This is a genomic window from Nostoc sp., assembly GCF_036917935.1.
Classification (GTDB): domain Bacteria; phylum Cyanobacteriota; class Cyanobacteriia; order Cyanobacteriales; family Nostocaceae; genus Nostoc.
The window spans coordinates 49,194-75,959 of the sequence record NZ_JBALEL010000047.1 but is presented as its reverse complement, the minus strand read 5'-3'; the positions used below and the strand labels follow the sequence as shown (position 1 = coordinate 75,959).

23 protein-coding genes, 1 other RNA gene and 1 pseudogene are annotated in these 26,766 nt (G+C 42.7%); 6 read left to right on the top strand and 19 right to left on the bottom strand.

The window, feature by feature from the left end:
- Window position 1: 1 nt before the first annotated feature.
- The 4 genes from V7K62_RS19850 to psaK form a co-directional block, all read right to left on the bottom strand.
- Entirely contained in the window at window positions 2–589 is a 588-nt protein-coding gene (locus tag V7K62_RS19850; RefSeq protein ID WP_334866986.1) for a LemA family protein, read from the bottom strand.
- 689 nt (window positions 590–1,278) lie between these two features.
- Entirely contained in the window at window positions 1,279–1,530 is a 252-nt protein-coding gene (locus V7K62_RS19845; protein ID WP_334866983.1) for a hypothetical protein, read from the bottom strand.
- Between the two features lie 5 nt (window positions 1,531–1,535).
- The gene (locus V7K62_RS19840; protein ID WP_334866981.1) at window positions 1,536–1,715 is read right to left on the bottom strand and encodes a DNA-binding protein; all 180 of its coding nucleotides are present in this window, start codon (window positions 1,713–1,715) and stop codon (window positions 1,536–1,538) included.
- Window positions 1,716–1,742: 27 nt separating this feature from the next.
- On the bottom strand, window positions 1,743–2,003 hold the full coding sequence (gene psaK / locus V7K62_RS19835; protein ID WP_334866978.1) for a photosystem I reaction center subunit PsaK: 261 nt from the start codon (window positions 2,001–2,003) through the stop codon (window positions 1,743–1,745).
- Window positions 2,004–2,624: 621 nt separating this feature from the next.
- Between psaK and V7K62_RS19830 the strand changes: the two are divergent.
- Together V7K62_RS19830 and V7K62_RS19825 are read left to right on the top strand one after the other, a co-directional pair.
- A pseudogene (locus V7K62_RS19830) lies at window positions 2,625–3,875 on the top strand (glycosyltransferase family 4 protein); the annotation flags it as partial.
- A 491-nt stretch (window positions 3,876–4,366) separates the two neighbouring features.
- A complete protein-coding gene (locus V7K62_RS19825) occupies window positions 4,367–6,094 on the top strand; it encodes an Rqc2 family fibronectin-binding protein (RefSeq protein ID WP_334866975.1) in 1,728 nt (575 codons plus the stop codon).
- On the opposite strand, the gene V7K62_RS19820 is transcribed toward V7K62_RS19825, so the two are convergent.
- The 3 genes from V7K62_RS19820 to V7K62_RS19810 are packed head-to-tail and all read right to left on the bottom strand — an operon-like array spanning window position 6,095 to window position 9,614.
- Window positions 6,095–6,247, bottom strand: a complete 153-nt coding sequence (locus V7K62_RS19820; RefSeq protein ID WP_334866972.1) for a type II toxin-antitoxin system HicB family antitoxin — start codon at window positions 6,245–6,247, stop codon at window positions 6,095–6,097.
- A gap of 41 nt (window positions 6,248–6,288) precedes the next feature.
- Window positions 6,289–6,927 (bottom strand): FMN-binding negative transcriptional regulator, encoded by a 639-nt coding sequence (locus tag V7K62_RS19815; RefSeq protein WP_334866970.1) that lies wholly within the window; start codon window positions 6,925–6,927, stop codon window positions 6,289–6,291.
- A gap of 56 nt (window positions 6,928–6,983) precedes the next feature.
- Complete coding sequence (locus V7K62_RS19810; RefSeq protein ID WP_334866967.1) at window positions 6,984–9,614, bottom strand: DNA polymerase III subunit alpha; 2,631 nt, start codon at window positions 9,612–9,614, stop codon at window positions 6,984–6,986.
- Between the two features lie 193 nt (window positions 9,615–9,807).
- Here V7K62_RS19810 and V7K62_RS19805 point away from each other — a divergent pair, with 193 nt between their 5' ends.
- Window positions 9,808–11,100, top strand: coding sequence for a dicarboxylate/amino acid:cation symporter (locus tag V7K62_RS19805; protein WP_334866965.1), 1,293 nt, complete (start codon window positions 9,808–9,810; stop codon window positions 11,098–11,100).
- A gap of 40 nt (window positions 11,101–11,140) precedes the next feature.
- Here the strand turns inward: V7K62_RS19805 and V7K62_RS19800 are convergent, their stop codons facing one another.
- Window positions 11,141–11,320 (bottom strand): hypothetical protein, encoded by a 180-nt coding sequence (locus V7K62_RS19800; RefSeq protein WP_334866963.1) that lies wholly within the window; start codon window positions 11,318–11,320, stop codon window positions 11,141–11,143.
- 293 nt (window positions 11,321–11,613) lie between these two features.
- Window positions 11,614–12,675 (bottom strand): TIGR03032 family protein, encoded by a 1,062-nt coding sequence (locus V7K62_RS19795; RefSeq protein ID WP_334866961.1) that lies wholly within the window; start codon window positions 12,673–12,675, stop codon window positions 11,614–11,616.
- Between the two features lie 398 nt (window positions 12,676–13,073).
- Between V7K62_RS19795 and V7K62_RS19790 the strand changes: the two genes are divergently transcribed.
- Window positions 13,074–13,910, top strand: coding sequence for a calcium-binding protein (locus V7K62_RS19790; protein WP_334866959.1), 837 nt, complete (start codon window positions 13,074–13,076; stop codon window positions 13,908–13,910).
- Window positions 13,911–14,080: 170 nt separating this feature from the next.
- Here V7K62_RS19790 and V7K62_RS19785 read toward each other — a convergent pair whose 3' ends face one another.
- Window positions 14,081–15,793, bottom strand: coding sequence for a diflavin flavoprotein (locus tag V7K62_RS19785; protein ID WP_334866956.1), 1,713 nt, complete (start codon window positions 15,791–15,793; stop codon window positions 14,081–14,083).
- 63 nt (window positions 15,794–15,856) lie between these two features.
- Between V7K62_RS19785 and V7K62_RS19780 the strand changes: the two genes are divergently transcribed.
- Entirely contained in the window at window positions 15,857–16,018 is a 162-nt protein-coding gene (locus V7K62_RS19780) for a hypothetical protein (protein ID WP_334866954.1), read from the top strand.
- Between the two features lie 178 nt (window positions 16,019–16,196).
- Here V7K62_RS19780 and V7K62_RS19775 read toward each other — a convergent pair whose 3' ends face one another.
- Window positions 16,197–17,936: a diflavin flavoprotein gene (locus V7K62_RS19775; protein WP_334866952.1), complete on the bottom strand. Its 1,740-nt coding sequence runs from the start codon at window positions 17,934–17,936 to the stop codon at window positions 16,197–16,199.
- Window positions 17,937–19,063: 1,127 nt separating this feature from the next.
- Here V7K62_RS19775 and V7K62_RS19770 point away from each other — a divergent pair.
- Window positions 19,064–19,513, top strand: coding sequence for a helix-turn-helix domain-containing protein (locus tag V7K62_RS19770; protein WP_334866950.1), 450 nt, complete (start codon window positions 19,064–19,066; stop codon window positions 19,511–19,513).
- Between the two features lie 638 nt (window positions 19,514–20,151).
- On the opposite strand, the gene ssrA is transcribed toward V7K62_RS19770, so the two are convergent.
- The 8 genes from ssrA to atpB form a co-directional block, all read right to left on the bottom strand.
- Window positions 20,152–20,541, bottom strand: a transfer-messenger RNA (tmRNA) gene (ssrA, locus tag V7K62_RS19765).
- A 289-nt stretch (window positions 20,542–20,830) separates the two neighbouring features.
- Window positions 20,831–21,778, bottom strand: a complete 948-nt coding sequence (locus tag V7K62_RS19760) for a F0F1 ATP synthase subunit gamma (RefSeq protein ID WP_334866948.1) — start codon at window positions 21,776–21,778, stop codon at window positions 20,831–20,833.
- Window positions 21,779–21,967: 189 nt separating this feature from the next.
- Window positions 21,968–23,488 carry a F0F1 ATP synthase subunit alpha gene (gene atpA / locus V7K62_RS19755; RefSeq protein ID WP_334866946.1) on the bottom strand — a complete coding sequence of 507 codons (1,521 nt, stop codon included), beginning with the start codon at window positions 23,486–23,488 and terminating at the stop codon, window positions 21,968–21,970.
- Between the two features lie 152 nt (window positions 23,489–23,640).
- Window positions 23,641–24,195: an ATP synthase F1 subunit delta gene (gene atpH, locus V7K62_RS19750; RefSeq protein WP_193945631.1), complete on the bottom strand. Its 555-nt coding sequence runs from the start codon at window positions 24,193–24,195 to the stop codon at window positions 23,641–23,643.
- Window positions 24,192–24,764 (bottom strand): F0F1 ATP synthase subunit B, encoded by a 573-nt coding sequence (locus V7K62_RS19745; protein ID WP_334866943.1) that lies wholly within the window; start codon window positions 24,762–24,764, stop codon window positions 24,192–24,194. Before V7K62_RS19745 ends, atpH begins: the two co-directional genes overlap by 4 nt.
- 185 nt (window positions 24,765–24,949) lie before the next feature.
- Window positions 24,950–25,381 (bottom strand): F0F1 ATP synthase subunit B', encoded by a 432-nt coding sequence (locus tag V7K62_RS19740; protein ID WP_094351161.1) that lies wholly within the window; start codon window positions 25,379–25,381, stop codon window positions 24,950–24,952.
- A 182-nt stretch (window positions 25,382–25,563) separates the two neighbouring features.
- Window positions 25,564–25,809 (bottom strand): ATP synthase F0 subunit C, encoded by a 246-nt coding sequence (atpE, locus tag V7K62_RS19735; RefSeq protein ID WP_013192016.1) that lies wholly within the window; start codon window positions 25,807–25,809, stop codon window positions 25,564–25,566.
- A gap of 149 nt (window positions 25,810–25,958) precedes the next feature.
- Window positions 25,959–26,720: a F0F1 ATP synthase subunit A gene (gene atpB, locus V7K62_RS19730; protein ID WP_334866941.1), complete on the bottom strand. Its 762-nt coding sequence runs from the start codon at window positions 26,718–26,720 to the stop codon at window positions 25,959–25,961.
- Window positions 26,721–26,766: the final 46 nt, after the last annotated feature.

Below are 26,766 nucleotides of genomic sequence, written 5' to 3'. Positions count from 1 at the left end.
CCTAAAAAGACACGCGGGGAGCATTTCTTATTTCTGGAGTAGCTTCGGCGAGCAATTCTGCAACCGTAAAGTTAAAAGTATTTGCCACAAGGTTGCTGGGGAAAGATTCGCTCTTGGTGTTGTAAAGTGTCACTGCGTCATTAAAAGCCTGACGTGCAAAAGCAATTCGGTTTTCAGTAGAAGATAATTCTTCCATCACTTGAGTCATGGCGCGATCGGCTTTCAATTCTGGATAAGATTCCGAAAGTACCATCAACCGACTTAACGCACCCGTGAGCGCCCCTTCAGCATTGCCCAACTGTTGCATCGCTTGGGGATCGCCGGGATTTTGCGCGGCACGACTGCTAGCATTAATTGCAGAATTCCGGGCGGCAATAACTGCTTCTAAGGTTTCTCGCTCATGTTTCATGTACCCTTTAGCAGTTTCTACCAAGTTGGGAATTAAGTCATAGCGGCGCTGTAATTGAACATCGATTTGAGAGTAAGCATTTTTGTAACGGTTGCGATACTTGACTAAATCGTTGTAGCTATTAATGATAATTACAGCAACAATGGCAACTAAAGCAACAGAAAATATTAAAAGCCCCATATTTTTAGGTTATTTCCATTAGGTACTTACTTTTTTGCAGATTTACCAATCACGGTAATCTTTGATATCCAGGAAAATTTGTGTGGATATAAAGATGAGTCTACTTGTAGCAAGTTGGCTTCGTCGTCTGTAAAATTAGTTACGCAAGTTTACTGAGCTAGATAAGTTCTAGGATTTTTTTTAAATAACCACAGAGGCACAGAGAACGCAGAGGCAAAGAAACACAACAGACAAGAGTAGGATTTACGCACAAGAGATCCCCAACCCCCCAATTTATCGGGGGGTTTGGGGGGATCTAGATTTCAGGTTTTGAGTGCGTAAGTCCTGAAGAGAAATAATTTACAACATTTCTGAACTCTAAGAGGTTGTTTGAAAAGTCCTCTTGTCGGTATCAAAATATTTTAGATCCCCCTAAATCCCCCGATAAATTGGGGGACTTTGACTCCGGTTCCTCCCTTTTTAAGGGGGGTTAGGGGGGATCAAAGTGCCTAAAATCACAGCCAAATACTTTTCAAACATCCTCTAAGCTGTTACGTATACAACTTGCATTATCAGGGCGGGCAAGATGCCCACCCCACAATCATATTGGAAAAATATTAGTGTAAATTAAAGGCGCAACAGCTTATCATCTCTCTTTTCTCTGTGTACTCTGCGCCTCTGCGGTCGATTAAAAATTGTAGCTAGATATGTCACCGATGAATCTGAGTAAATAGGGAATAACCGCTAACAGCAAAAATAAAAAGGATGGCGGCAGGAAAAATTATTACATCCCTGACAATAAATAAAATCCAATCTTTTCTCAGTTCTTGTTTAAACTTGAGTTCTCGCAGTTTTCGCTCAAGTTCTGCATCTTCTTGTGACTGCAAGTTTACAGGTGACAGACTTAGTGGATTGTCGCCTTTATTAGGAATTATTTTTGATAAATCTGTTATATCTAACATACTGTTTAGATACCAATAATTTCAGTTTCAAGGTTTTGGCAATCATCTACAACCCAGATAGGTTTGCCTTTTTGGTTGGTTTTTACAGCTACTTCTAGGAGTGCGTAGGCGTAGGCATTGCCTTTAACAAAAAAAAGAGCCAGAGAGTTAGTTCTCTGGCTCAAAGCTGGAGACAAAAGAATCATCACGTAAAGGCTAACTTGGGTAAGAACCTAAATTCTTCCCAGGTTATGCAGCCCTAAGATAGTGCCCACTCCTAAGATATGACCAAAGGCGGTACTTGCTAAAAGGGCTGGTAAACCAAAACCACCAAAGAAATTGGCTGAGGGTAGTCCTGGTTCGGCGTTGGGATACTTGATGGTAGATTTGCCAAAGGCAATGGCAACGATATTAGCAATAATCATAATCAGTCCAACGATAGGACTCCATTGCAGAGGTGTGGTTGCAGCAGCGAGTAAGGTTGAAGTCAACACCTGATTTGCTCCTGAAATTTATTAATGGTTGAAAACATAATCTGAAACTTTCCGAAGCAAATTCAAGAAAATACCCGATTTTGCATCAATATTTAACAGTTATTCTTACTACTTAATACAACATGAGTTCAACGCGGTGATCTGATCGTGATAACTGGTTTGAACTTCAATATCGGAATTAAATGATTTTTAGTTTCAATTTATACATTAATCAACTGTGATTTTCCTGAATTAATGTCTACACATCTATAGCAATCCGTACAGGAGTTACGAACCAAAAGATCCCCGACTTCTTCAAGAAGTCGGGGATATGAGTCTCTGGGTGGAGAGCAAATTAAACGGGATTGCTATGTCTATGAAATTAGAGCTAGCCACAAATGAAAAAATATAATTTTCATCTATCAAAAGTATGAGATATAAGTATAATAATTTTCTATATCTAAAGAAATTAAATATTTGTATCTAATCTAAAAGTATACTTCTGGTAGAGGATGTAAAAAAATATTAGACATAATAAATTAAAATCAACATTAATCAAAGTTTCTAAAGAATTCAGGCAAGTGTGCTATACACGAGCTTGGAACAGCCTAAAACTTTGTTAGAATTAGCAACACACAAACTATGAACTCTACCACCGAAAAACGTATCGCCTTAATTTCCGTCCACGGAGATCCAGCGATTGAAATAGGGAAAGAAGAAGCTGGGGGACAAAATGTTTATGTGCGTAATGTGGGTGAAGCACTAGCGCAGCTAGGATGGCAAGTTGATATGTTTACGCGCAAAGTGAGTCTGGAGCAAGACTCGATTGTTGAACATAGGGGCAGTTGTCGAACTATTCGTTTAAAAGCTGGCCCTCTTGAGTTTGTGCCGCGAGATGAGATTTTTGAATATCTGCCAGAATTTGTCGATAATTTCCTCAAATTTCAAGTAAAAAATGAGATTACATACCAATTAGTTCACACTAACTATTGGCTCTCTAGTTGGGTGGGGATGGAGTTAAATAAAATCCAAGAGAGTAAACAGATTCACACGTATCACTCCTTAGGAGCAGTCAAGTACAACACTATAGAAGATATTCCTCTGATTGCAAGTGTGCGATTAGCAGTGGAAAAAGATGTGTTGGAAAAAGCAGAGCGAATTGTAGCGACAAGTCCGCAAGAACAGCAACACATGCGATCGCTAGTTTCCACCAAAGGCAATATCGACATCATTCCCTGCGGTACAGATATTCAGCGGTTTGGTTCAATTGCACGAGAAGCAGCCAGGGCGGAATTGGGTATTGAGAAAGAAGCCAAAGTTGTATTATATGTAGGACGTTTTGACTCACGCAAAGGTATAGAAACCTTGGTGCGGGCAGTAAACGAGTCTGGGCTTCGCGACTCCAACAATCTCCAGCTAATTATTGGTGGTGGTAGTACTCCAGGTAACAGCGACGGGATTGAGCGCGATCGCATTGAGCAAATCGTCAACGAATTAGGGATGAGCGACTTAACCACTTTTGCCGGTCGTCTGAGTCAAGATATTTTGCCAACTTATTACGCAGCTGCCGATGTTTGCGTTGTTCCCAGTCACTACGAACCCTTTGGACTGGTGGCGATCGAAGCGATGGCAAGCGGTACACCAGTTGTGGCTAGTGATGTCGGCGGACTTCAGTTTACGGTGGTTAATGAAGAAACTGGTTTATTGGCTCCACCGCAAGACGTAGATGCCTTTGCCTCTGCCATTGACCGAATTCTCTTAAATCCAGAATGGCGAGATGAATTGGGTAAAGCTGGTAGAAAGCGCGTCGAAAATAAGTTTAGCTGGGATGGTGTAGCAACTCAACTGAGTGAACTTTACACCCAACTGTTGCAGCCACAACCAGTAGCACCAACAGCAAAAGAACTAGTGGAGTCAACAGTCGAACTAGTGCAAGCAACAGCAAAAGAATTAGTGCAATCAACAGCCGAATTAGTGCAGTCAACTGCACAAACGCCAGTTTTGGTTACTAAATAATTCTCTTGCCCAAGAGATAATGGTGAGTGAGTAACTCGGAAATAAGCAATAATTTTCTTTTCTAAGTCCTCAGTCGCCATTACTCAATCATTTGATCGTATTTTGGGTTTAACTTTGGCAGCGTACGCGAAGCCCGCCTTCGGCATCGCTTAAGCTTGGAAAACTCGACACCAAAAGCAAACTGTATAAAAAAGTAACTTGTCACCTCAGCGCAGAAGCTTATCTTAATGATAGATTTCCGCGTTTTTTTATTCGCAGCTATCACCAAACCAAGTAACCGCTATGATAGTTGAGGTCTGCTATGCTTTGATTAAACGAAAATAAAAACATAGCGATCGCTACCATTTGAATGTTAACAACTAATCGCTTTGCAACCAGTTGACTTTACCACTCTCACAGCTGCTTGTAGCGAAATCCGCGCTAACTGGCTACCATCACGCTTAGAACAGGTTTACCAGCGCGATCGCTACACGATTGCGATGGCATTACGCACCCTGGAACAGCGAGATTGGCTACAGATTTCTTGGCATCCTCAAGCTGCACATATTTGTATCGGCGATCCGCCACCGCGATCGCCAGATACCTTTACATTTAGCCAACAATTGATACACCAATTGGGTGGTTTAGCACTGGTGGCGATTGAAGCGATCGCTCCTTGGGAGCGTGTTATTGATTTGCAATTTGCCCGTCGTCCCGGAGAAAGCGCCCTATATCATGTCTATGCAGAAATCATGGGCAAGTATAGCAACGTCATTCTCACCGACGCCAGCAATATAATTATCACCGCAGCTCATCAAGTCAGTCAGCAACAATCTAGTGTTCGTCCCATCCAAACCGGACAACCTTATGAAACACCACCGAAACTGACTGGAACTGTCCCCAGTTTGAGCGAATCTCAAGAACGTTGGCAAGAACGGGTAAGTTTAGTACCAGGAGCAATCAAGCGGCAATTGCTCAAAAGTTATAGTGGCTTGAGTGCAGCATTACTGGAGTTAATGCTGCTAGAAGCAAATATCGCACCAGAAACATCCACCGATACTCTCAACTCCGACGACTGGCGACGGCTGTTTGAGCGTTGGCAAGAATGGCTGCAAGGCTTGAATTCCAGTAAATTTCAACCTGCTTGGACAAAAGATGGCTACACGGTAATGGGTTGGGGTGTAGTTGAAAAGGTCAAAAATATCCAAGAGTTACTCAACCACTACTACAGTAACCAAATTGATCAACAGTTATTTTCTCAATTGCGCCATCAGTTGAGTCAGAAATTAAATAATATTCTGGCGAAATTACGGAATAAAGCTCAAACCTTTAAGACGCGCTTGCAGCAATCAGATCAAGCCGATGAGTATCGGCAAAAAGCTGATTTATTGATGGCTCACCTGCAAAACTGGGAACCGGGGATGAAAGAAATTATCCTTGCTGATTTTGAGACAAATTTGCCAATTGCGATCGCACTCCAGCCAGATAAAAATGCTGTCCAAAATGCCCAAAGTCTTTACAAACAGCACCAAAAGCTGAAACGCGCTCGTGCTGCTGTGGAACCGCTACTATTAGAAGTGCAGACAGAAATTGAGTATTTAGAACAAGTAGAAGCTGCGATCGTCCAGATAGACACCTACCAAACAGCAGAAGATTTGCGAGCTTTAGAAGAAATCCGCGAAGAGTTGATTGGGCAAAAGTATCTGGAAGATCCAGAATACCGCAGCCGTAGCGCAAACGAAGCCCCCAGCACCAACTTTCATCGTTACCTTACCCCTGGCGGCTTTGAAGTATTAATCGGTCGTAATAATCGCCAGAATGATCAATTGACTTTTCGTGTAGCAGGTGATTATGACATCTGGTTCCACGCTCAAGAAATTCCAGGGAGCCATCTGCTACTACGTCTAGAACCCGGTGCTGTTGCAGAAGAAGCTGATTTGCAATTTGTAGCTAATCTTGCTGCCTACTACAGTCGCGCCCGTCAGAGTGAGCAAGTGCCAGTAGTTTACACTCAGCTAAAACACGTCTACAAACCCAAAGGAGCAAAACCGGGAATTGCCATTTATAAACAGGAGACCATACTTTGGGGAAAACCACAAATAGTCATTAGTCATTAGTCATTGGGCATGGGTTATATATCTTGGAGATGTTTCAGGTAGAGGAAATTCCTCTAAGTAAAGCTGCGTTGCCTCTCTCAAGCTAGCAATTGCCTGTTCGATTGTCTCTCCCTGATCAATCGTACCAACTTCGGGACACTCAGCTATATACATATCGTCCTCTTTATAAATAAGGATTGCAAAGCTGCGAGTTTTCATCGTATTGTATCCTCATTGGTTTCAAGGTTTTGTTTCATCTCTACACCGACGGCACGAGCAGCTGGATCTGAACTTTGTAGCAGTGTACTTGAGACATTGTGCTGCTCAACTTGGCTTCGGTTTTGACTAAGTTTGTACTTACCTTCCAAACGTGTAACAGTTATTTCAAATCCCACAATAGCATTCATCAAACCTTCACGAAATCCGTCAGATAAACCTTGCCAATGCGATTTGTAGTCAGCTTCGTAGGTGTCTATCATCTCGTTTATCATTTGGTTCATTGATTCTGGGAAGTCATTGAGCATGATGACTTTGGGAATACCATAGGCATGAACAGCAATATAGTTCCATGTCGGTACGCTCTCATGCTTTTCATACAAAGTAGGAGAAATGTAAGCGTGTGCCCCTGTGAAGATAGCAAGTAATTCAGTGTCAAGGGCTTGTGATTGAGGATTTTGCTTTGCCAAATGACCAATTAATTTAACAGTATCACCTTGCATTGCAATAACAAGAGGAACGTGTGAAGCATAAGGTACACCATCTATGATGGATACCAACGTAGCAAAACTATTCGCTTTCATAAAGGCGATCAATTTATCAACATTATCTTCTTGAAAAGCAGTTGATCTATACATAGCGATCTAACCTCACTATCAAGTTATAAATTCTACACCTTCAAGATGCGGCAACATCAATTCGGCAAACCATCAACCCGCATTAAATCTAATTCGCGTTCAAATATTTCATCAATTGGTAACATTTGACCATCAACAGTCATAAATTTATGGTCTTTTGTTGCCCGAACTATTGAATCATCTTCCAAACAATATTCAAATACCTCTTGTTGTCCGCGATCGTGCCACTGTGCTACAGGTTGCGTGTAAATATTTCCATGATTATCAACACTGTACACACTGCATTCAATGCGTTTTTCGACAATTTCTCCAATCGGTATTAATCCATATTCTACTGTCAGAATTTCCGTGTCATAGCTTAAACAATATTCAGCAAACTTCAACATCTGCTCAAATAATTCATCCGCAACTTTTTTATGAACGCCATTTTTCGCTGCGCCATCCACGAACTTTTCTCGCTGCTTTTGCATCTCCGAAACTTTCTTTTTACCCATCGCCCGGCGCAGCAAGTCAGCTTGTCCTAAAGAATATCCCGCCATATCCTGAGCAATTTTCATGATTTGCTCTTGATAGACCATAATTCCATAGGTTTCGTCTAATATTGGTTCCAGAATTTGGTGTTGATAATCAATCTTTTCTCGTCCATGTTTACGATTGATAAATTTAGGAATTAGTCCCGCATCTAACGGGCCTGGTCGATAAAGTGCCAAAATTGAAGAAATATCTTCTATATTAGAAGGTTTCAAATCTCGCACGATCTGACGCATCCCAGAAGATTCTAATTGAAATATCCCTTCTAACTCACCTGCTTCTAATAATTCATAAGTTTTTTGGACATCTTTTGGTAGACTGCTATGTTCACCTTTAGCTAATATCCTCTGGGCTTTTCTTTCCTGGCGGGGAATTTCATCGGGATCAACCCGATATCCTCTCGTTTCTTGAATCAAATCAACAGTCTTTTGAATCAGCGTTAGGTTCCGTAAACCCAGAAAATCCATTTTCAACAAACCCATTGATTCCAGGTCTTCCATGAAATATTGGGTAATCACGGAACCGTCATTATTCTTCTGTAGCGGCACAATTTCATCAAGTGGATCGGCAGAAATTACCACACCTGCGGCATGAACACCAAAAGTTTTGTTAGTTCCTTCAATTCGCATCGCCATATCAAGCCAATGGCGAACATGGGGTTCTTTATCATATTTTTCTTTAAACTCTGGTTCTGGAGTTTTATCAGAAACCATCACCTTGAGTTTCGTTGGTTTCCCCCGCACCACAGGAATCATTTTCGCCATTTTGTCAGCTTCCCCATAGGGAATATTTAATACTCTGGCGACATCTTTCAAAACTGCTTTAGAAGTTAGGCGGTTAAAAGTAATAATTTGGGCAACTCTATCAGCACCATATTTATCAGTGACATATTCAATAACTTTATCTCGTTGTTCAATACAGAAATCCGTATCAATATCAGGCATGGATTTACGTTCTGGGTTCAAAAAACGCTCAAATAGTAACCCATGATGTACAGGGTCAATATTAGTAATTCGCATTGCATAAGCAACTAATGAACCAGCCGCCGAACCCCGACCTGGCCCGACAGGAATGTTATTATCTCTAGCAAATTTGATGTAGTCCCATACAACTAAAAAGTATTTGGAAAAACCCATCTGCTGAATCATTTTTAGTTCGTATTCCAATCTTTCTTTATAAACGGAATCGACTTCTTGGCGAGATTTGCGATTTAACCTATGTAAAAGTCCTTGCCATGCAACATCTTCGGCATAAGTGTCAGCAGTATGACCGGAGGGAATGGGGGGTGTAGGAATCTGAGGCTCACCCATAATATAGTAAGGCTCGACTTTATCAGCGACTTCTTCAGTAGTGGCGATCGCTTCTACAATCACATCATCCGGCAAATGGTCACGAAATAGCTGCTGCATCTCCTCACCAGATTTGAGATACTCTGTGCCGCTATAACGCATCCGCTTATCTTCAGCAATTAATTTACCAGTTTGAATACAGAGCAAAGCGTCGTGGGCTTCAACGTCAAAACAAGAAATAAAATGTGAATCATTGGTAGCAATAATTTTAATCCCTAGCTCTCTAGCAATTTTGACTATTTCAACATTCACAATCCGGTCTTCTTGGGAACCGTGGTCTTGAATTTCGAGATAATAATCATCACCAAATACATCTTTATACCACTGAGCAACTTTCCGGGCTGCGTCTGGCCTATTACTGAGAATTGCTTGAGGAACTTCTCCACCCAGGCAAGCGCTGGTGACAATCAAGCCTTCATGATATTCTTTTAGTAAATCTTTATTAATACAAGGACGAGAAAAAATTCCTTTGCCTTGAACACCTTTGAGGTGAGAAATTGTGGTTAATTTAACTAAATTTTTGTAACCTTTAGTATTTTTAGCTAAAACGACTTGATGATATTTGGGGCGGCGTTCTTGTTTCTCGATATCACCGTTTAGAATATACATTTCATTGCCGATAATCGGCTTAATATTTTGACTACGGCAGATTTTGATCAGTTCAACGGCTCCATACATGACACCATGATCGGTAAGGGCGATCGCTTTCATCCCCAGTGCGATCGCTCGATCTACCAACTCTGGTAGCTGACTTGCCCCATCGAGCAGACTGTAATCACTGTGAATATGTAAAGGGACAAAGGACATAAGCATCTCCAACCACAAGCCAAGACACCTCTAGGGGCCTACCTTTTGGTATACCCTTTCGAGCTAGATTTTACAAAGCAATGGAATCTTAGATTAACAGTTTTTAACTAAAATTAAAGCTGTTCTTTTTCTGGAATTATCACTATCATTAGTGTTGTTTTAATAGTTACAGCAGTTAACCAGTATCTAGCCAATGAGTCAAACAGAGAGAACTACTTCGCCTGAAACCAAAGCTAGCCCTTGGTGGCAGCGTATCCCTCTCACGTTACAAATTCTCATCGCCTTAGTAGTAGCGGTCAGCGTCGGAATTGCCCTTGGTGCAGGGAATCCCAACCCCAGCAATGCCGTCTTAATCAACAATTTAGCAATTCCGGCTGAATTGGTGCTAAAGGCTCTCCGTGCCTTGGCTACACCCCTGATTCTGGCAGCAGTGCTGCATACTTTGATGACGACTAACATCCCTGGTACCGCTGGACGGCGGTTGGCGGTGTTACTTTTAACCAACACTACCGTAGCTATTTTAGTGGGACTTCTCGTAGCGAATGTGCTGCGTCCAGGGACTTGGGGCAATGTAACCACCTCACCAAGTACAGAAGTAACTCCTCAGAGTATTGACCCTTGGGGAATACTCAAAGATGCAGTACCGGAAGCTGTCCTCAAGCCATTGGTTGATAATAATGTCATCCAACTAATTGTTATTGCTCTAAGTTTTGGCATCGTCCTGCGGGGATTAAAATCTGAACAAATCGCCCAAGGCAAGAATGGATATCAGCCGATAGAGGATGTGATCGGCATTTTATTTGAAGCGGTAGTCCGTATCCTCAACTGGGTAATTGCCTTAGTGCCGTTCGCAGTTTTTGGGATTGTAGCTAAAACTATTGCGATGCAAGGCTTTGCACCATTTAAATCTTTGGGTGCCTTTATACTGGCGGTGCTGTTAGCGCTGGGATTGCAAGCGTGCTACTACCTCACCAGAGTAAAATTTGGTTCTTGGGTACACCCGTTAAAATTCCTAGCTGGCGGTTCTGATGCCTTTTTGACAGCTTTCTCAACTTCTTCCTCTGCGGCGGCAATGCCCGTAACCTTTGAGGTTTTGCAAACAAAAGTCGGTTTAAGAGAATCTTCTGCTGCTTTGGGGGCATTAGTAGGGGCAAATTTTAACAATGATGGCACTGCCCTTTATGAAGCAATGTCTGCATTGTATATTTCCCAACTAATTGGGCAACATCTGAGTCTCCCACAGCAGTTAATTGTCATCCTTACCTCGATTTTTGCATCTGTAGGTGCGGCAAATATTCCCAATGCTGGACTGGTAACGATGACACTGGTGTTCACTTCTGTAGGTTTACCTACCCAGTACATTGCTTTGCTAGTTACTGTAGACTGGTTTCTGGATCGCTGCCGCACCGCAATTAATGTCATGGGAGATATGACTGTCAGTGCTTTACTTGACGGCAAAAAGCCACGTTCTGTAGACGAGGCTTAGTTTGCTAGCTTTTAGTTGAGTACAGCAGCTTTTCAGATATTTAATGCTGTTGAGGCCCCTTAGCGTCACATTCTTTAGTCCAGCAGCGTTCTAGAAGTTGAAGACGCCAGATCAATGCAAAGCGTTGGGGATTCAAAACTAATTTAGCATCGTGACTAAATAAAGGCTGGTTCAGATACTGCCAAAGGGGAAATTGAATTTTGGTGTGTTTTGGAGTCATAAGAACAACAAATATTATAAAAGTTTAGTGGCCATAGTTGGCATTTTTTCTAGCAATTGCCTGATAGTGTTTTTCTAGTTAAAGACTACACTGCCTTTTTGCAATTGTCCTGGTGGCAATTGCGGAATTTCAGCAAGTGAGTTTATGTTGTTTCCGCTTTAATACTGAAATTGCACGCACAATTTTTCTGATTCCACATCACAAAGCCGTTGCTGCCGTTGAGATTAGATGGGTGAAAAATTGCTCAATTAGATATCATTGATGTTGATTTTTCTTAAATTTTGAATTGCTTTTCATCCTACCGTTACCACCCGCCGAATTTCGTCGCTGCGAAACCCGATCGCCATTGGACGACGTACCCCCAAAAGTGCTACCACGTCGTACAATTCCAGTACCACCCCTTCTATCCGCAGAGAATGGACGATATCACCGCTTTTCAGGTCAATCACTAGTAACCCACAGCGAGGCTGAACGTTTTTCTGATGCAATTTCTCGTCTAAAGCCAAGCCGCTGAATGTCTTGTTATGCCTGGGTTGGGAAATTCCCACTACTGCAAAGTTGCCATAAAATGCACAACCGCGCAGATATCCCGGACAGAAGACGACTGGTTCAAACACTCCCAGCTTTAAGTCGGCAAAGCCAAACTCTCCTGTGCCTGAGTTGAGCAGCCAGAGTTTTTCCTGATGCCAACGCGGGGAGTGGGGCATAGACAGCCCCCCCAAGACAATTTCATTGCTTTCTACGTCAATAACACAGCCCCCATTTGCCCGATAGTCCCGCCAGCCTTCGGCTACGTCCGATTGGCTAACAGCGGTGACGTATTTGGGTTTTTCTTGCTGCATTGCCAACCCATTCAGGTGACATCTATCTTCCGCCGCCAGCTTGCTAATAAAGGTTGGCTGCCATAGAGGAACGAAACTGTGGGTTTCGCTGACTGTTCCCAAACAACTAAATAAAGTATTGACAAATAATAGTTTTTGTGATTTTACATCTTTCTCTTCTGCTTTACTCAAAGCGATATCGTGAATATCCAAATCTCCTGTCACATAACTCATCTGGGGCAAATAGAGAGCATCATAGCCTTGGTGGTTTTCTCCGGGTTGGATAATGTTTTCAAATCGCCACAGTTGATATAGGGAACTCATGTAGAGGCTGTTGCCATTGGCACACAACCCCATGCAGCGCTCAAAGCTACGTTCAAATACAGACAATTTGCCGTTTGGTTGCAAGCCGATGAAAAATAATTTCCCTGCTTGATAGGTAGTGAAGCACAAACTGAGGTTTTGCTCATACAGCCAAGCGGTAAACTGGCGCGAAGCGTTGATTTCTAAAGATGGTTTGTCAAGGGGATTCATTTAACTTTGACTCCTTAATAACTCTGATGTTAAATCCGTGAGAATCTTGCCGCAGGACAGAAACAACTTTCAGTCAATGTCTCTATTGTCCATAATCTGGGCAATGCACGAGCAACAGCCGCTTTGTCAGGTCAAACAAAGCATTTGGTATCTATATCAGAAACCATATCGAAATCAGCAATAGTATTTTATAAATCTGCAATTCTCAAGATTGCGCGAGATTATCTTTCAACGCACAAGTCTTGAAGTCTGTTTGTAGCTTAGACTACTATTTTTTAATTTTCAGAGACGACTATTTGAGTTTATATGTAAATTTATGTAACTCATTCTTTTATTCAGTGATAGATAAAACACAATCTTCCATGTAGTCGAATGTAGTACTTTGAAGGAAGAAAAACATGACTAATGCAGTTTTTACCGACATTTTTGATGGCAATCTAACTGACAATAACACCACAACAGGTACTAATTTAGACGATGTAATCCTTGGTGATAATGGGAATGATTTTCTAAGAGGCTTGGCTGGTAACGATCTTCTGTTCGGCAATAACGGCAACGATAGGATCGACGGTGGAGATGGCAGCGATGAAATCAACGGTGGATTGGGCAACGATACAATCGACGGTGGATTTGGACTTGATATCTTAAATGGTGGTGCTGGTGTCGATACTCTGGATGTCACTTTTTTCAGTGGGGCTTATGTACTCAACTTGACAACCGGAGTCACCAATTTTGTGGGTGAGACGGCAATTAATTTTGAGAATGTCAATACTGGTGCTGGGAACGACAGTATTACTGGCAGTGTGGCTAATAACGTCATCAACACTGGTAGTGGCAACGATACGATTAATGGTGGAGATGGCGACGATATTCTGATCGGTGGAGCAGGTACTGATAGAATAACTGACGGTGGTGGCGATGACATCTACAAGTACTTCAGTACTTCTGAAAGTCAGGTAGGTGTGGCACGGGATATCCTCACAGATTTCACATCAGGGTTTGACAAGATCGACTTGTCGGCAATAGATGCTGAACTCTCAGTTTTTGGCAATCAAGCCTTTAATTTTATCGGTACTGCTGCCTTCACTGGAACTGCTGGAGAAGTACGCTACTTTACAAGTGGCAGCAACCTATTCGTTCAGGCAGAGATTAATAACGACGGTAATACACTCGCAGATTTAGAAATTCAACTGAATGGATTATCAACGATTGCCGCGACTGATTTCATCCTTTAAGTTTGGGACATATTGGAATCACACTTTCAATTGTTTAAGTTTTGTCAATTAAGCATGAAAAAACTGGGATGGGCAAGATGCCCATCCCAGAAAAAAAGAGAATTTTTGTGATCAAACGCCTTAGCTATATTCTAGTTAAGGCGATTTCGTTAGGTAAAACTTCTCACTATCTAATAATGAGTGCCAGTTTTGCGATGGTTGATGGCAGTAACAGCATCAGGCTTGAGTAATTTCCCTTCGTCCACAGTTGCATACACAACCCAATGATCGCCACATTCCAGACGTTGATTGACTGAGCATTCCAAATATGCTAATGCATCAGTGAGGATGGTACAGCCGTTATCTGCAACTGCGGTACTAAAGTTAGCAAATCGATCTTCCCCAGGCGCGAAAGATTTGCGGAAATGTTTCATGTAATCTTGATGATTACCTTCAGGTAGAATATTCAAGGCAAACTTACCGCCTGGATACATCAAAGATTCGATCGCTCGCTCTTTGGCGATCGCAACTGTTAGTCCAGGTGGGTTGAAGGTGGCTTGAGAAACCCAAGCCCCTAACATTGCGGTAGACACATCTCCAAGTTTCGCTGTCACCACACAAACAGAACCAACGATCCGGCCAACAGCCTGTTCCACAGGAGTAGCGGCTTGTTGTGGTACGCGTACCTTTTTAGCTTTTTTCAGTGCTTGGGCAAAGTCTGTACCTAGTTCTTCACAGAATTTGAGAGTGACATCATCAGGTTTAAACTTCACCTTCAGGGTGTCAAAGCCAAAGCGATATCCAGCATCGCGGAGTTTACCTTCAATTAAGTCAAATGCTTCGCCACTCCAGCCATAAGAACCAAATACCCCGGCGAGTTTGCTGTTGTCACCGCTTGATAACACAATCCCTAAAGCAGTATGAATGGGAGTTGGCGCATGACCACCGATAGTAGGAGAACCAATGATAAAACCCTCTGACTGTGCTAGACTGATGCGAATTTCATCAGGGGTAGCAAATTCACAGTTAATCGATTTGACTGCAACTCCACCTTTAGTTAGTCCCAGAGCGATCGCTTGTGCTAAAGTCGCCGTATTCCCATAAGCTGAAGCGTAAAGTAGGGCAACGGAAATCTCGCGATCGTTGTGAGAACGGCTCCACTCTGCATAAGCTTTGGTGAGTTCGATTAAGCTGGTGCGTACCAAGGGCCCGTGACCCACAGCATACATTCTCACCTGCAAATCTGATATTTTCTCCAAAGCTGCTTGCACATGAGCAATTTGGGGAGCCATCAGGCAGTTAAAGTAGTAACGCTGGTCTTCTTTAAGCGCTTCCCAGTTATCATCAAACACTTCATCACCACAGAGATGAGTTGCAAATAACTTATCTGTGTAGAGAATTTGGGTTTGCTGATCGTAGGTACAAAGTCCTTCCGGCCAACGCGGACTAGGAGTGGGCAAGAATTTCAAAACATGACCCTTGCCTAAATCCAGAGTTTCTTTCCCCCGCATCACCAAGACTTTCAAATCATGATCGAGGAAAGCAGCACGCAAATTGTTCGCACCGGGAAGAGAACAGACAAAAGTTACCTGTGGTGCTAGTTCTAAAATTGCTTTCAGGGTTGCAACTCGATTGGGACTAAAATGACCCAGGATTATATAATCCAAATGTTGTAAATCTAAAGTCTGCCGCAATGCCTCTAAATAAATTTCGGTAAAGCTTTCTGGCGGTGGATCGATAAGTGCGGTTTTATCAGCTTCAATTAAATAGCAATTGGAGGTAGTACCTCTTTCAAGTGCGTATTCAATTTCAAACCGCAGACGTGACCAACTACGCGCTCTGATAGCTTTAGTATTGGTAGCAATTGGTAAAACTTGTACGTCGCGTGGCTTGGAATTGGTCATAGCTGTTTAAAGTTTGGGAACAGGGAACAGGGAATTGGAGAAGATGAGGGGAATGAGGTTCTGATGCTGAAGCTTGAGCTTTTTAACCTTGAAGTTGAGCCTTTGAACCTCGACGTTGAGCTTTTTAGCCTCGAAGCTGTGCCTTTTAACCTCGAAGTTGAGCCTTTTAACCTCGAAGTTGCACCTTTTAACTCGGAAGTTGCACCTTTGAGCCTGAAACTTTAAGTTCCAACTCTCCCCTTCCTCTTTCGATCCAGTTCGGATAAGACTTGATCCCCCCAACCCCCCTTAAAAAGGGGGGCTAAGAATGGATGGCTCTATTTCCCCCTTTTTAAGGGGGACTAAGGGGGATCTTTAAGGACTATGCACCTAACCGAAACGTATTGACTCAGCACTGTTTCGGTTAGTAGTAATTACCTACTTTGCGATGACGAACGGCTGTCAATCCATCGTTTTTGGAGACACGACCTTCTTCGACAGTGCAGTACAAAATCCAGTGGTCGCTGCATTCCATGCTGGTCTGTATTTCACATTCCATGTATGCCAAAGCATCTGCCAGAATCGGCGAACCGTTTTTCGCGGTTTGAGTTTTCACTCCCGCAAAGCGGTCAGCACCGGGGTGTAAGCGCTTGAGAAAGTGCTTTTTGAGTTCTTGATAATTGCCTTCTTCCAAAACGTTGAGGACGAAGCGATCGCCTACTTGCATTAAGGAATCAATGGCGCGGTCTTTCGCAACGGCAATTGTGAATCCTAATGGTTGCAAACTGGCTTGTGTTACCCAAGATGCCAGCATTGCACTTGACACATTATCTTTTTTTGTGGTGACTATATATAGTCCGCTGCTAATGCGACCCAGCGCCTTTTCCATGTTGACATCAAGGGACTTGATTTGCTTGATGTTGCGATCGCGCACTAGCAATTGTCCAATGTCTTTACCCGCTTCTTCACACAACTGGAATGTTGATGCGCTGGGAGTCTCTTTAATCCGAATGGGTGGGAAAGCTTCTTTGATGCCAGAGTTAAGAAATTGTCTGCGGAGTGTATCAATGGGTTCATCATCCCCACCGTAACATTCAAACAACCCAATCAATTGCTTGTTCTTGGCGACAGCTAGCACCGAACTGATACTAGCTTGGGCGGCGGCGCTTGTAGTCGGGGGCATACCAATAATGATCCCAGCTGCTCTCCCGGCTAGTTCTTGGATTTCTTGGCTCTGGGCAGTACTCAGATCCAGTACTTCTACCCCAATGCCAGTTTTCAGTATACCTTCGGCAATTGCGTGACCAAGGCGTTCGCCATACCCATATTCTGAGACAAAAAACATGCCAACTGTGGTTTCTGCTTTAGCTTGTTTTTGGCTCCAATTTTCGTAACACCCGGTTAGAACATCTAAATGGTGGTATAATAATGGGCCGTGACCGTTGGCAATAATATTAATCTTTCCGAGATCACCCATCCGCTTCATCGCATTCAGCAGCGAACGAGCGTTAGGGCCCATCAAGCAGTCGTAGTAAAATCTAAAGTCAGCTTCGATCGCTTCTAAATCTTCGTCGAAGGTGCGATCGTCACAGAAGTGCATCCCAAAAGCATCACAGGTGTAGAGAATTTGGGTTTTGCGGTCAAAGCTAAAGATTGTATCTGGCCAGTGCAGGTTAGGCGCACTCACGAATTCCATTTCGTGTCCTTTGCCGATATCGATGCGATCGCCAGTTTTCACGACCCGCTTACTAAAAGGATCGTGGACTAATCCTTCCAGAAACTGAAGTGCAACTTTTGAGGCTAAGACGGTGGCTCTAGGAGCTAACTGGAGGACATCTTCTACTAAGCCGCTATGGTCTGGCTCTGTGTGGCTGACAATTATGTAATCAATTGTTTTGGGGTTAACAAGACCTTTTAGAGTCTCTAAATACAGATCGCGAAACTTCTGGTGAGAAGTATCAATCAAAACTGTTTGTTCGCCCCTAATTAGATATGAATTGTAGGTTGTACCGTTTTGCAGTCCGAATTCGATATCGAAGCGATCGCGATCCCAATCAAGAGAGCGAATCGCCGTTGTGTTAGGGGCAATTTCTACAGTTTGTATAGTTAACCGATGTTGAACGTTCTCTGCGTGGGCATTGCCGGTCGTAGACATCGCTACCATTATTCGTCTCCGAGCGCAAATTAACAGGTTTTTCTTCTGCACCCATTGTCTCTATTATTTATTGTTGAAGTTGTAATGAATATCAGTTTTTGAAAAATTTAACTTGTATCAATTATTGCTGTTTTTTAACAGAAAATATGACTTAAAAAAATACTAAATATTAATTAATTAATTCCTGAAATTTACTGAGTATTTAATTTTGCTACCTATCTAGTTTTATCCTAATTCAAAAATATCATGATCGTCAGATTTTTTGACCAAAAAAGCATAATTTAAACAATATTAGATTATTGGTTGATCTACCAACCCTAAATTACTTGTAATACTTGATGTTGTCAGAAAATATATTTATATGTCAAATAGAAAAATTTATTTTTTCGGGGTACTCCCTTAAAAGTAATTAGGAAAGGTGGGAAAGTTGGGGAAAGTAGGAAAGGTAGGAAAAGTAGGAAAGGTGGGAAAAGTAGGACAAACTTTATTAGGTTTTCAATAAGCATCAAACAGGCTGTTAACACTGGTTGATCCAATGGGTATTGAATATATTGTTGTCTTAATCAAAAATCTGGTTAGGTAGAATATAAACTTTATGTAAAGTCGAGAAAACAGATATTTTGTTGGAGATGTATAAGGCAAATTTCCAGAGACTAGTTGAATAAAAAGGAACTAGGCTTGTATCTATTTTTCTGCTCATCCAAATGGAACCTAGCGTAAAAATCATTTTTAAAGTTTCGATAAATCTCCGTAACCATACGAATAATCTCAGAAGTTTAATGATACAGTCCTTTATTATCGACTTTAGACATTAATCAGGATAACGCCAACAAATTCTTATTGTCATAGCTAGAAGCTAGAGCTTCAGGCTATCGAATAAATTTGCCTATATAGGTTAATGGTGTCATCTCGATGTGCCTAACTTTTTAGAAAAATCCATTGTTGATCAGAAATTGCAAACTTTGATAGTGTTCTCAAGCTAATACTTATTGCGTAGCAGCCTTATAAATGGCGACATCCTTAATACTTGTAGTTCAGTTTTTTGGAATGTATTATGAAATACCTAAGTAATTAAGCATGTAGGCGTAAATAGATACAAAAATAGCAAAAATTGATTGTATAAAAGGTTATTGTTTATGGGATGCCGATTAAAAGTGTTTCTCACAGAAGAAGAAAAGCTGACTTTAGAAGAGTTGAGAAAAGCCAAAGATGTTCCTCAACGCACCAAGGATCGCGCTCAAGTTTTACTGCTGAATACTCGCGGCTTAAAAAATGAGCAAATTGCAAAAGGCTTGAACTGGGCGATTTCAACAGTGCGTCAAACCCTTCATCGCTGGGAAAAGATGGGTTTAGCAGGTTTATGGGATGCTCCAGGTCGAGGGGGAAAACCGCGATATTCGGAATCAGATTTGGTTTATCTCGAAAATTGTTTAGCTCAAGAGTCACAGGCTTATAACTCTAAACAATTAGCAAAAAAACTGGCATCTGAGCGTCAAGTAAACTTGAGTGCAGATCGACTACGACGAGTACTGAAAAAAAGAGGAAGGAGGTTTGGAAGCGCACGTACAAGCGATCGCATATCTTGACTAGAACGACTGCATTGTTACGTGGACTATTAATTGGATTAACTGGGCCAAATTATAGATATAAAAAAAAGAGCGGTTCCCAATCAAGGCATTCACAACTCATTAATAAATACTGTACATTTTGCTTTAATATTTGGACTATTAGGATTGCTTAGTGGCTTAGGTTTTAAAGCGTATGAAGCTTGTGTTAATGACTCTCTACAATATTTATTTCAGCTTAAGAATGTAAGCTTTAGTATGTTTTTTGCATCACTCGGTGTACTACTTGGAATGATGTACACAAAGTATTTGGTAAAAATTGGCACGTTGGTGGTGATGTTAAAATTGGTGATGTAACTCAGGAAAACCGAGGTGGCAGATAATTCTGTCAGGGGAAAATCAACTGCCAAAGTTTCTGCTTTTTCTGCTTTTTCTGCTGAAAGCCCACAAATGCTCAGAATTACTTGTTGATATTTGATGATTTAATCTAAATTTTTCTTGGACAACTCGAATAATTTTCGATTTTGAATTGATTCCTTTCTTTCTTGGGTCAATTCCATCTATTGATTTAATCCCATTAAACCTCAAATTATGTTCAGACACCAAAAAACAAAGTCCACCTTGATATCAAATTACGAGGTGGACTTGTTAACTATTTTTAGTGGATCCGAGCAGAGTCGAACTGCTGTCCAAATTGGGTATTGACTCCCCGCTCATTCACAGGTTTAGCCTTTCTGATCCTCAAGGCGGGAATCGTTCATTATCCCGAACGTAGGATGCTCTGATTTAATCTTAGCCAGCAAGCCAACCAGAGAACGCTTACTAGAGCATCCGTTGGGGTTTGGTCTTCAGTCCTTAACGGAGTCAAACTAAAGACGCTCGAACCTATAAGAGGTGTTTAGGCTGCTACTAGAGCATCCTTACGAGCAAAGCTAACGATGTTATTCGCATTTACTTTTTGTTTGAGCCTTTGATTTCCGAGAGGAGACTCACTCTCGACCTGAATCACAGAGCAGCGTTCGCCAACCTGTCGAAACCGTGACGGACCCATGCGCTTCATAACTTCAATTATAATACGTAATTCTTGAAATGTGTTGCTAGACAAAAATTTTTGATTTATGCAAGTGCTGCTGAGAAATACAGGGTGTCTTTTGTAGTATTTAACATCAGGATAATTTCGATCAATAGGCTTGATTATTTCATAAATCTCAGTACATAAAGGCTCATACACCGTCAATGACATCTAGTTAAAAGTCCCAAATACTAAAAATAGCCAATTGCTAACCTTCAAATAATTAGCAATTAGCTATATTTTAGAAGTAAATAATTAGCTATATCTTAAGTTAGTGCTTCAGCACCGCCCACAACTTCAAGGAGTTCTTGGGTAATTGCAGCTTGTCGGGCTTTGTTGTAAGACAGCGTGAGGGTGTTAATCAGTTCACCAGCATTTTCACTGGCATTACTCATGGCTGTCATCCGCGCTGCTAGTTCACTAGCTGCCGATTCTTGCAGCGCCCGCAATAGCTGGTTACTCAGATACAGGGGCAACAGAGAATCGAGAATTTGCACTGGATCTTGCTCGAAAATCATATCAGGAGCCAACAGGCGGACTTGCTTAGTCACTTTCTCGCGTTCTACTTCAAATTTACCGCCACGGGTTGTCAAGCGGAAGATTTCATCATCGGCTACTTCTAGACCTTGTGGATCAAGAGGCAGTAGGGTTTGTACCACAGGACGGGAGCTAACTAAGGAAAGGAATCTGGTATAGATTAATTCGATGCGGTCAACTTCTTCGGAAAGGAACAAGGAAAGTAGTTGGTCAGCAATCTGATTGGCTTCTGCTGCCGTGGGGATTTGCTCTAAGCCGCTGTAGGTGGCATCAATTGGCTGATCGCGGCGTTGAAAGTACTGTGTAGCTTTGCGTCCGACGAGTACAAATTGATAGTTTAAACCTTCTGCCTTGATTTCTTTGGCGCGGTTTTCTGCACGACGGATAACGTTATTATTGTAGCCGCCGCATAGACCGCGATCGCCTGAAATAACCAACAACCCGACTGACTTAACTTGGCGTTTTTTCAGTAGTGGTAGGTTTGCTTCTTCAAAGCGCAGACGGCTTTGCAAACCATACAATACTTGTGCCAAGCGATCGGCAAAGGGGCGAGTTGCTAGCACTTGTTCTTGCGCCCGACGCACTCTAGCGGCAGCTACGAGGCGCATGGCTTCTGTAATTTTTTTGGTGTTTTTGACCGACTGAATGCGATCGCGTATTGCTTTTAGATTGGCCATAACTTTAAGTTCTGAGTCCTGAGTTCTGAGTCCTGAGTGGCAGAAAGTACTGAATGCAAAGCTTTATAGGAATTGGAAATGTGAGAACTTGTAAGCATCATGCTCATCTATCTTCACTCTTGACTCCTCTTCTCACTCAGCACTCAGCACGGGCTAAACCCTAGCTATCCGCTAACAGCACTCTATTTATTACGCTGTAGCTTTGAAGGTCTTCTTGTATTCGGTCAGTGCTTCCTTCAAGGCAGCTTCTTCTGCATCACCTAGTGCTTTAGATGCTTGTACTCCCTGTGCATACTGGGTTTTTCCAGTCTTTAAGTACTCACGCAGACCTTTGGTGAAGGTGGTTACTTGATTTACAGGGATATCATCTAGGTAACCATTGATACCAGCATATAAAATTGCTACTTGCTCGTATACCGAGAGTGGCGAATTTTGTGGCTGCTTGAGGAGTTCGCGCAACCGTTGACCCCGTGCCAACTGGTCTTGAGTGGCTTTATCTAAGTCAGAAGCAAATTGTGCGAAGGCTTGCAGGTCGTCAAATTGGGCTAGTTCCAATTTAATCTTACCGGCAACTTTTTTCATTGCCTTGGTTTGAGCCGCAGAACCCACGCGGGATACAGAAATACCGGGGTTTACAGCGGGACGGATACCAGCGTTAAACAAGTCAGAAGACAGGAATATCTGACCATCGGTAATCGAAATTACGTTGGTGGGGATGTATGCTGAAACGTCACCAGCTTGGGTTTCGATAATTGGTAGGGCGGTCATACTGCCTTTACCTAATTCGTCACTCAATTTTGCTGCTCTTTCTAACAAACGAGAGTGGATGTAAAATACATCACCAGGGTAAGCTTCGCGTCCGGGTGGACGACGCAGCAGTAGAGACATTTGCCGATAAGCTTGGGCTTGCTTGGAGAGGTCATCATAAATTACCAGGGTAGCTTTGCCTTTGTACATAAAGTACTCAGCAATAGTTGCGCCTGTGTAGGGAGCTAGGTATTGTAGGGTTGCTGGTTCACTGGCGCTAGCAAAGACAACGACGGTGTAATCCATTGCGCCTTTTTCTTGCAATGTCTGCACCACGTTAGCAACTGTGGAAGCCTTTTGACCGATCGCAACGTAGACACAAACTACATCTTCTTCTTTTTGGTTGATGATGGTGTCGATCGCGATCGCAGTTTTACCGGTTTGGCGATCGCCAATAATCAATTCCCGCTGACCACGACCGATAGGAATCATTGAGTCAATAGCTGTAATACCCGTTTGCATGGGTTCGTGTACAGACCGACGGGCAATGATACCTGGTGCTGGAGATTCAATCAAACGGCTTTCTGAGGACTTGATCTCTCCCTTACCATCGATGGGAAGACCCAAAGCGTTTACAACTCGGCCAATTAAGGCTTCTCCTACGGGTACTTGGGCAATTTTACCAGTGGCGGTTACAGAACTACCTTCTTGAATTTCCAGCCCCTCACCCATAAGCACCGCGCCCACGTTGTCTTCTTCTAAGTTCTGGGCGATGCCAATTGTGCCATCTTCAAATTCTAAGAGTTCCCCAGACATAGCCTTTTCCAGACCATAAATCCGGGCAATCCCGTCACCAACTTGTAGAACGGTACCAACGTTAGCAACTTTGACCTCTTGATCGTATTGCTCGATTTGTTGTTGGATAATGCTGCTAATTTCGTCAGGTCTAATTGATATGCTCATGTGTCTATCTTGTTTGCTTTCGAGACTGAATTCCGTGCTGTTAGCGGATAGCTAGGGTTTAGCCCGTGCTGAGTTAAAAAAGCAAAGGTTAAAAGTCAAAATAAATTACTATTTACTTAACTCCTAACTGCTAACTCCTAACTTCTAATTTTCTAGCTATTAGTTAAGCGCAATGAAAGGCGGCGCAACTGACCCCGGATACTGGCGTCAATTACCTGCGAACCTACTTTAATGATCACACCACCAATTAACTCGCTGTCTACCTTGGTTTCTAGTTCTACCTGGCGAGCATTCGAGATGGCGATGACCTTTTGGATGATTGCCTGCTGTTGAGCTTCTGTGAGGGGAACGGCTGAAATTACTTCCGCTAATACGGTTTGATTCAGCTGCCGCAACAGCGCCAGATATTGTTGAAAAATTGATTCCAAGAATGCAATACGGCGTTTGTCTACTAGTATTAGCAAAAAATTGCGTAAGTAGGGGTTAGCGCCTTCACCGAGTATTTGTTTGATCAGAGCTTTTTTGTTCTCAGACTGAATAAACGGGTTGCTGAAGAAGTTGTGTAGCTGTTTGTCTGCCCTGAGCAGTCCCAGGAAAGTACGCGCATCTTCCCCGAACTCTTCTGTCAAATTTTTCGATTGCGCTATTGACAAAAGTGCCTGTGCGTAAGGTTGGGCTACTTCGGCTGCCGCTACTTGGCTTGTCATACATTGCCTCCCAGTTGTGCGATGCTGCGGTCAATTAAACTTTGTTGAGCATCGTCGGCAATCCCGCCTTTGAGTTGCGATTCGACTTTTTGCAATGCTAGTGTAGCAACTCGTTGCCGCAGTTGAGCGATCGCTCGATCGGTTTCACTGTTTAAATCTGCTGCTGCTGTTTGTTTCAAGCGTTCTACGTCTTGCACTGCCTTCGCTAACAAGGCTTCTTTCGCTTTTTGGGCGTTTTCTTCGGCAGATTGGCGGATACGTTGCGCTTCTGCCTGAGATTGCTTCAACTGCTCTTGCGCTTGGGAAAGGGCAGTTGAAGCCTCTTTTAAGCGCCCTTCTGCTTCCTGAATTGCAGTGGCAATATTGGATTGTCGCTCGTTCAGGATATTGCTTAAAACCTTACGTCCGAAGTAGAATAGTATGCCAATCAGAATCGCTAGATTGATCAGATTGGTTTCAAAAATGTCTAGGTTTAGACCGAAACCACCTTCTGCTGCGCCTTCTGCCAATTCAGAGTGAACAGCGTTCGCTTCTGCGGCAAGTAATAAGAATGTGCCCATGATACCCATTTACAAGTGCGCTGCTCGCTTGCTAATACGTTGTATTTTCCCAAGGAGAAATAAAGTATCTTTTCCCGTAGTAAATAAAGTATCTTTATCTCGTAGGGAAAAAGTGCCTTTTTTTGACACTTAATTAAGCGCTCTGGACTAGGGCCCAGTTGCGCGTATGCTTTCACAGAACCAGTCTAGTTAGCTTATCTAACTGGAGTTGGCCCCAATAGTTTTTCTAGAATCTGCCGGCTTAAAGCATCAACTTGTTGCTCTAAGGTGCGAAAAGCTTCCTGCTTTTGTTGTTCTATTTCAACAGCAGCTTGTTCTCGTTGAGTCTGAGCTTCCTTTTGGGCCTCAGCAATTTTCTCGGCAGTAATTTTCTTAGCTTCAAGTTGAGCTGCTTCTACAGTTGCTTGCGATTGTCTGCGAGCGTCTGCGAGTTGCTGCTCATATTCGGTAGCCAAGCGCTCGGCTTTAGCCAAGCTCTCGCGCGCTTCCAGGGTATTCGTTCGGATATAATTATCGCGATCGTCTAGTACCTTGGTCAGTGGCTTATAGAAAATTGCATTCAACAAAGCTGCTAATAGCAGGAATTGCAATGCCATGAAGGGCAAGGTAGCATCGAAATCAAACATTTGTCTCCTCTTTGGCTGGAGTAGCAGTTTTCGTGGCTAGCAACATCATCCAACCTTTCATATTTTAGAGACCCATAGCCAATAAGGGTCAACTGAACATTAGAACTATTAAGATACCCAAAACATTTCGATTGTAGAGGCGTGATGGTTCACGTCTCCACACTCACAAAAACTTTCAGGTATTAAGCGAAGGGGTTAGCAAACAGCAATACCAAGGCAATTACTAGACCATAGATAGTCAAGGATTCCATGAATGCCAAGGTTAATAGCAGAGTACCGCGAATTTTTCCTTCTGCTTCAGGTTGACGAGCAATACCTTCTACTGCTTGTCCAGCAGCGTTTCCTTGACCAATACCAGGGCCAATTGCAGCTAAACCAATCGCTAAAGCAGCAGCGAGAACTGAAGCAGCCTGAACTAATGGATCCATGTTGATTTTCCTTGCTTTGATTACAAAACTAACAGACATTACGTTAACGATTAGAAACGTGTTTTTCACGCTGCACCGGGTTCTTTAAATCGCGCTTTGCGATGTTTTGAGCGAATATGCTCTGGGAACTGTGCTATCAGCTGAGAAGTTTAATGCTCCTCATGTTCTTCTCCACCATGCCCCTCCATTGCCTCATGAATGTATGCTCCGGCGAGGGTGGCAAAAACCAGGGCTTGAATGGCACTAGTAAATAAACCCAAGGCCATTACAGGCAGAGGTACAAATAGAGGAACTAGCAGCACCAACACCGCTACAACCAATTCATCCGCCAAAATATTACCAAATAGCCGGAAGCTTAGGGAGAGAGGTTTGGTGAAATCTTCAAGAATTGCGATCGGCAACAAAATAGGTGTAGGCTCTATATATTTCTTAAAGTAGCCTAAACCCCGTTTGCTAAAACCTGCGTAAAAGTACGCTAAAGAGGTCAGCAGTGCCAATGCAACAGTCGTATTGATGTCATTGGTGGGAGCTGCCAATTCGCCCGAAGGTAGCCTGATGAGCTTCCAGGGAATTAGCGCACCTGACCAGTTCGATACGAAAATAAACAAGAACAATGTGCCAATAAATGGCACCCAAGGGCGGTACTCTTTCTCACCAAGTTGGTTTTTGGCCAAATCACGAATAAATTCTAGGGCGTATTCCATCAAATTTTGGATGCCCTTGGGAATTCTTTGTGCGTTGCGAGTCGCAGCTATTGAAGCCACTACTAAAATACTAATCACAAACCATGAGGTGAGAAAAACTTGCCCATGAATTTTAAGATTGCCCAACTGCCAGTAGAAATGATGTCCTACTTCTAATTCGGCGAGGGGAAAAGAATTAAAGGCGTTTAAGACACTAAGCATTTGCATTCTTCAAGCATTTTCCCCAACGAGCGAGGATGGGATTACTATCTTT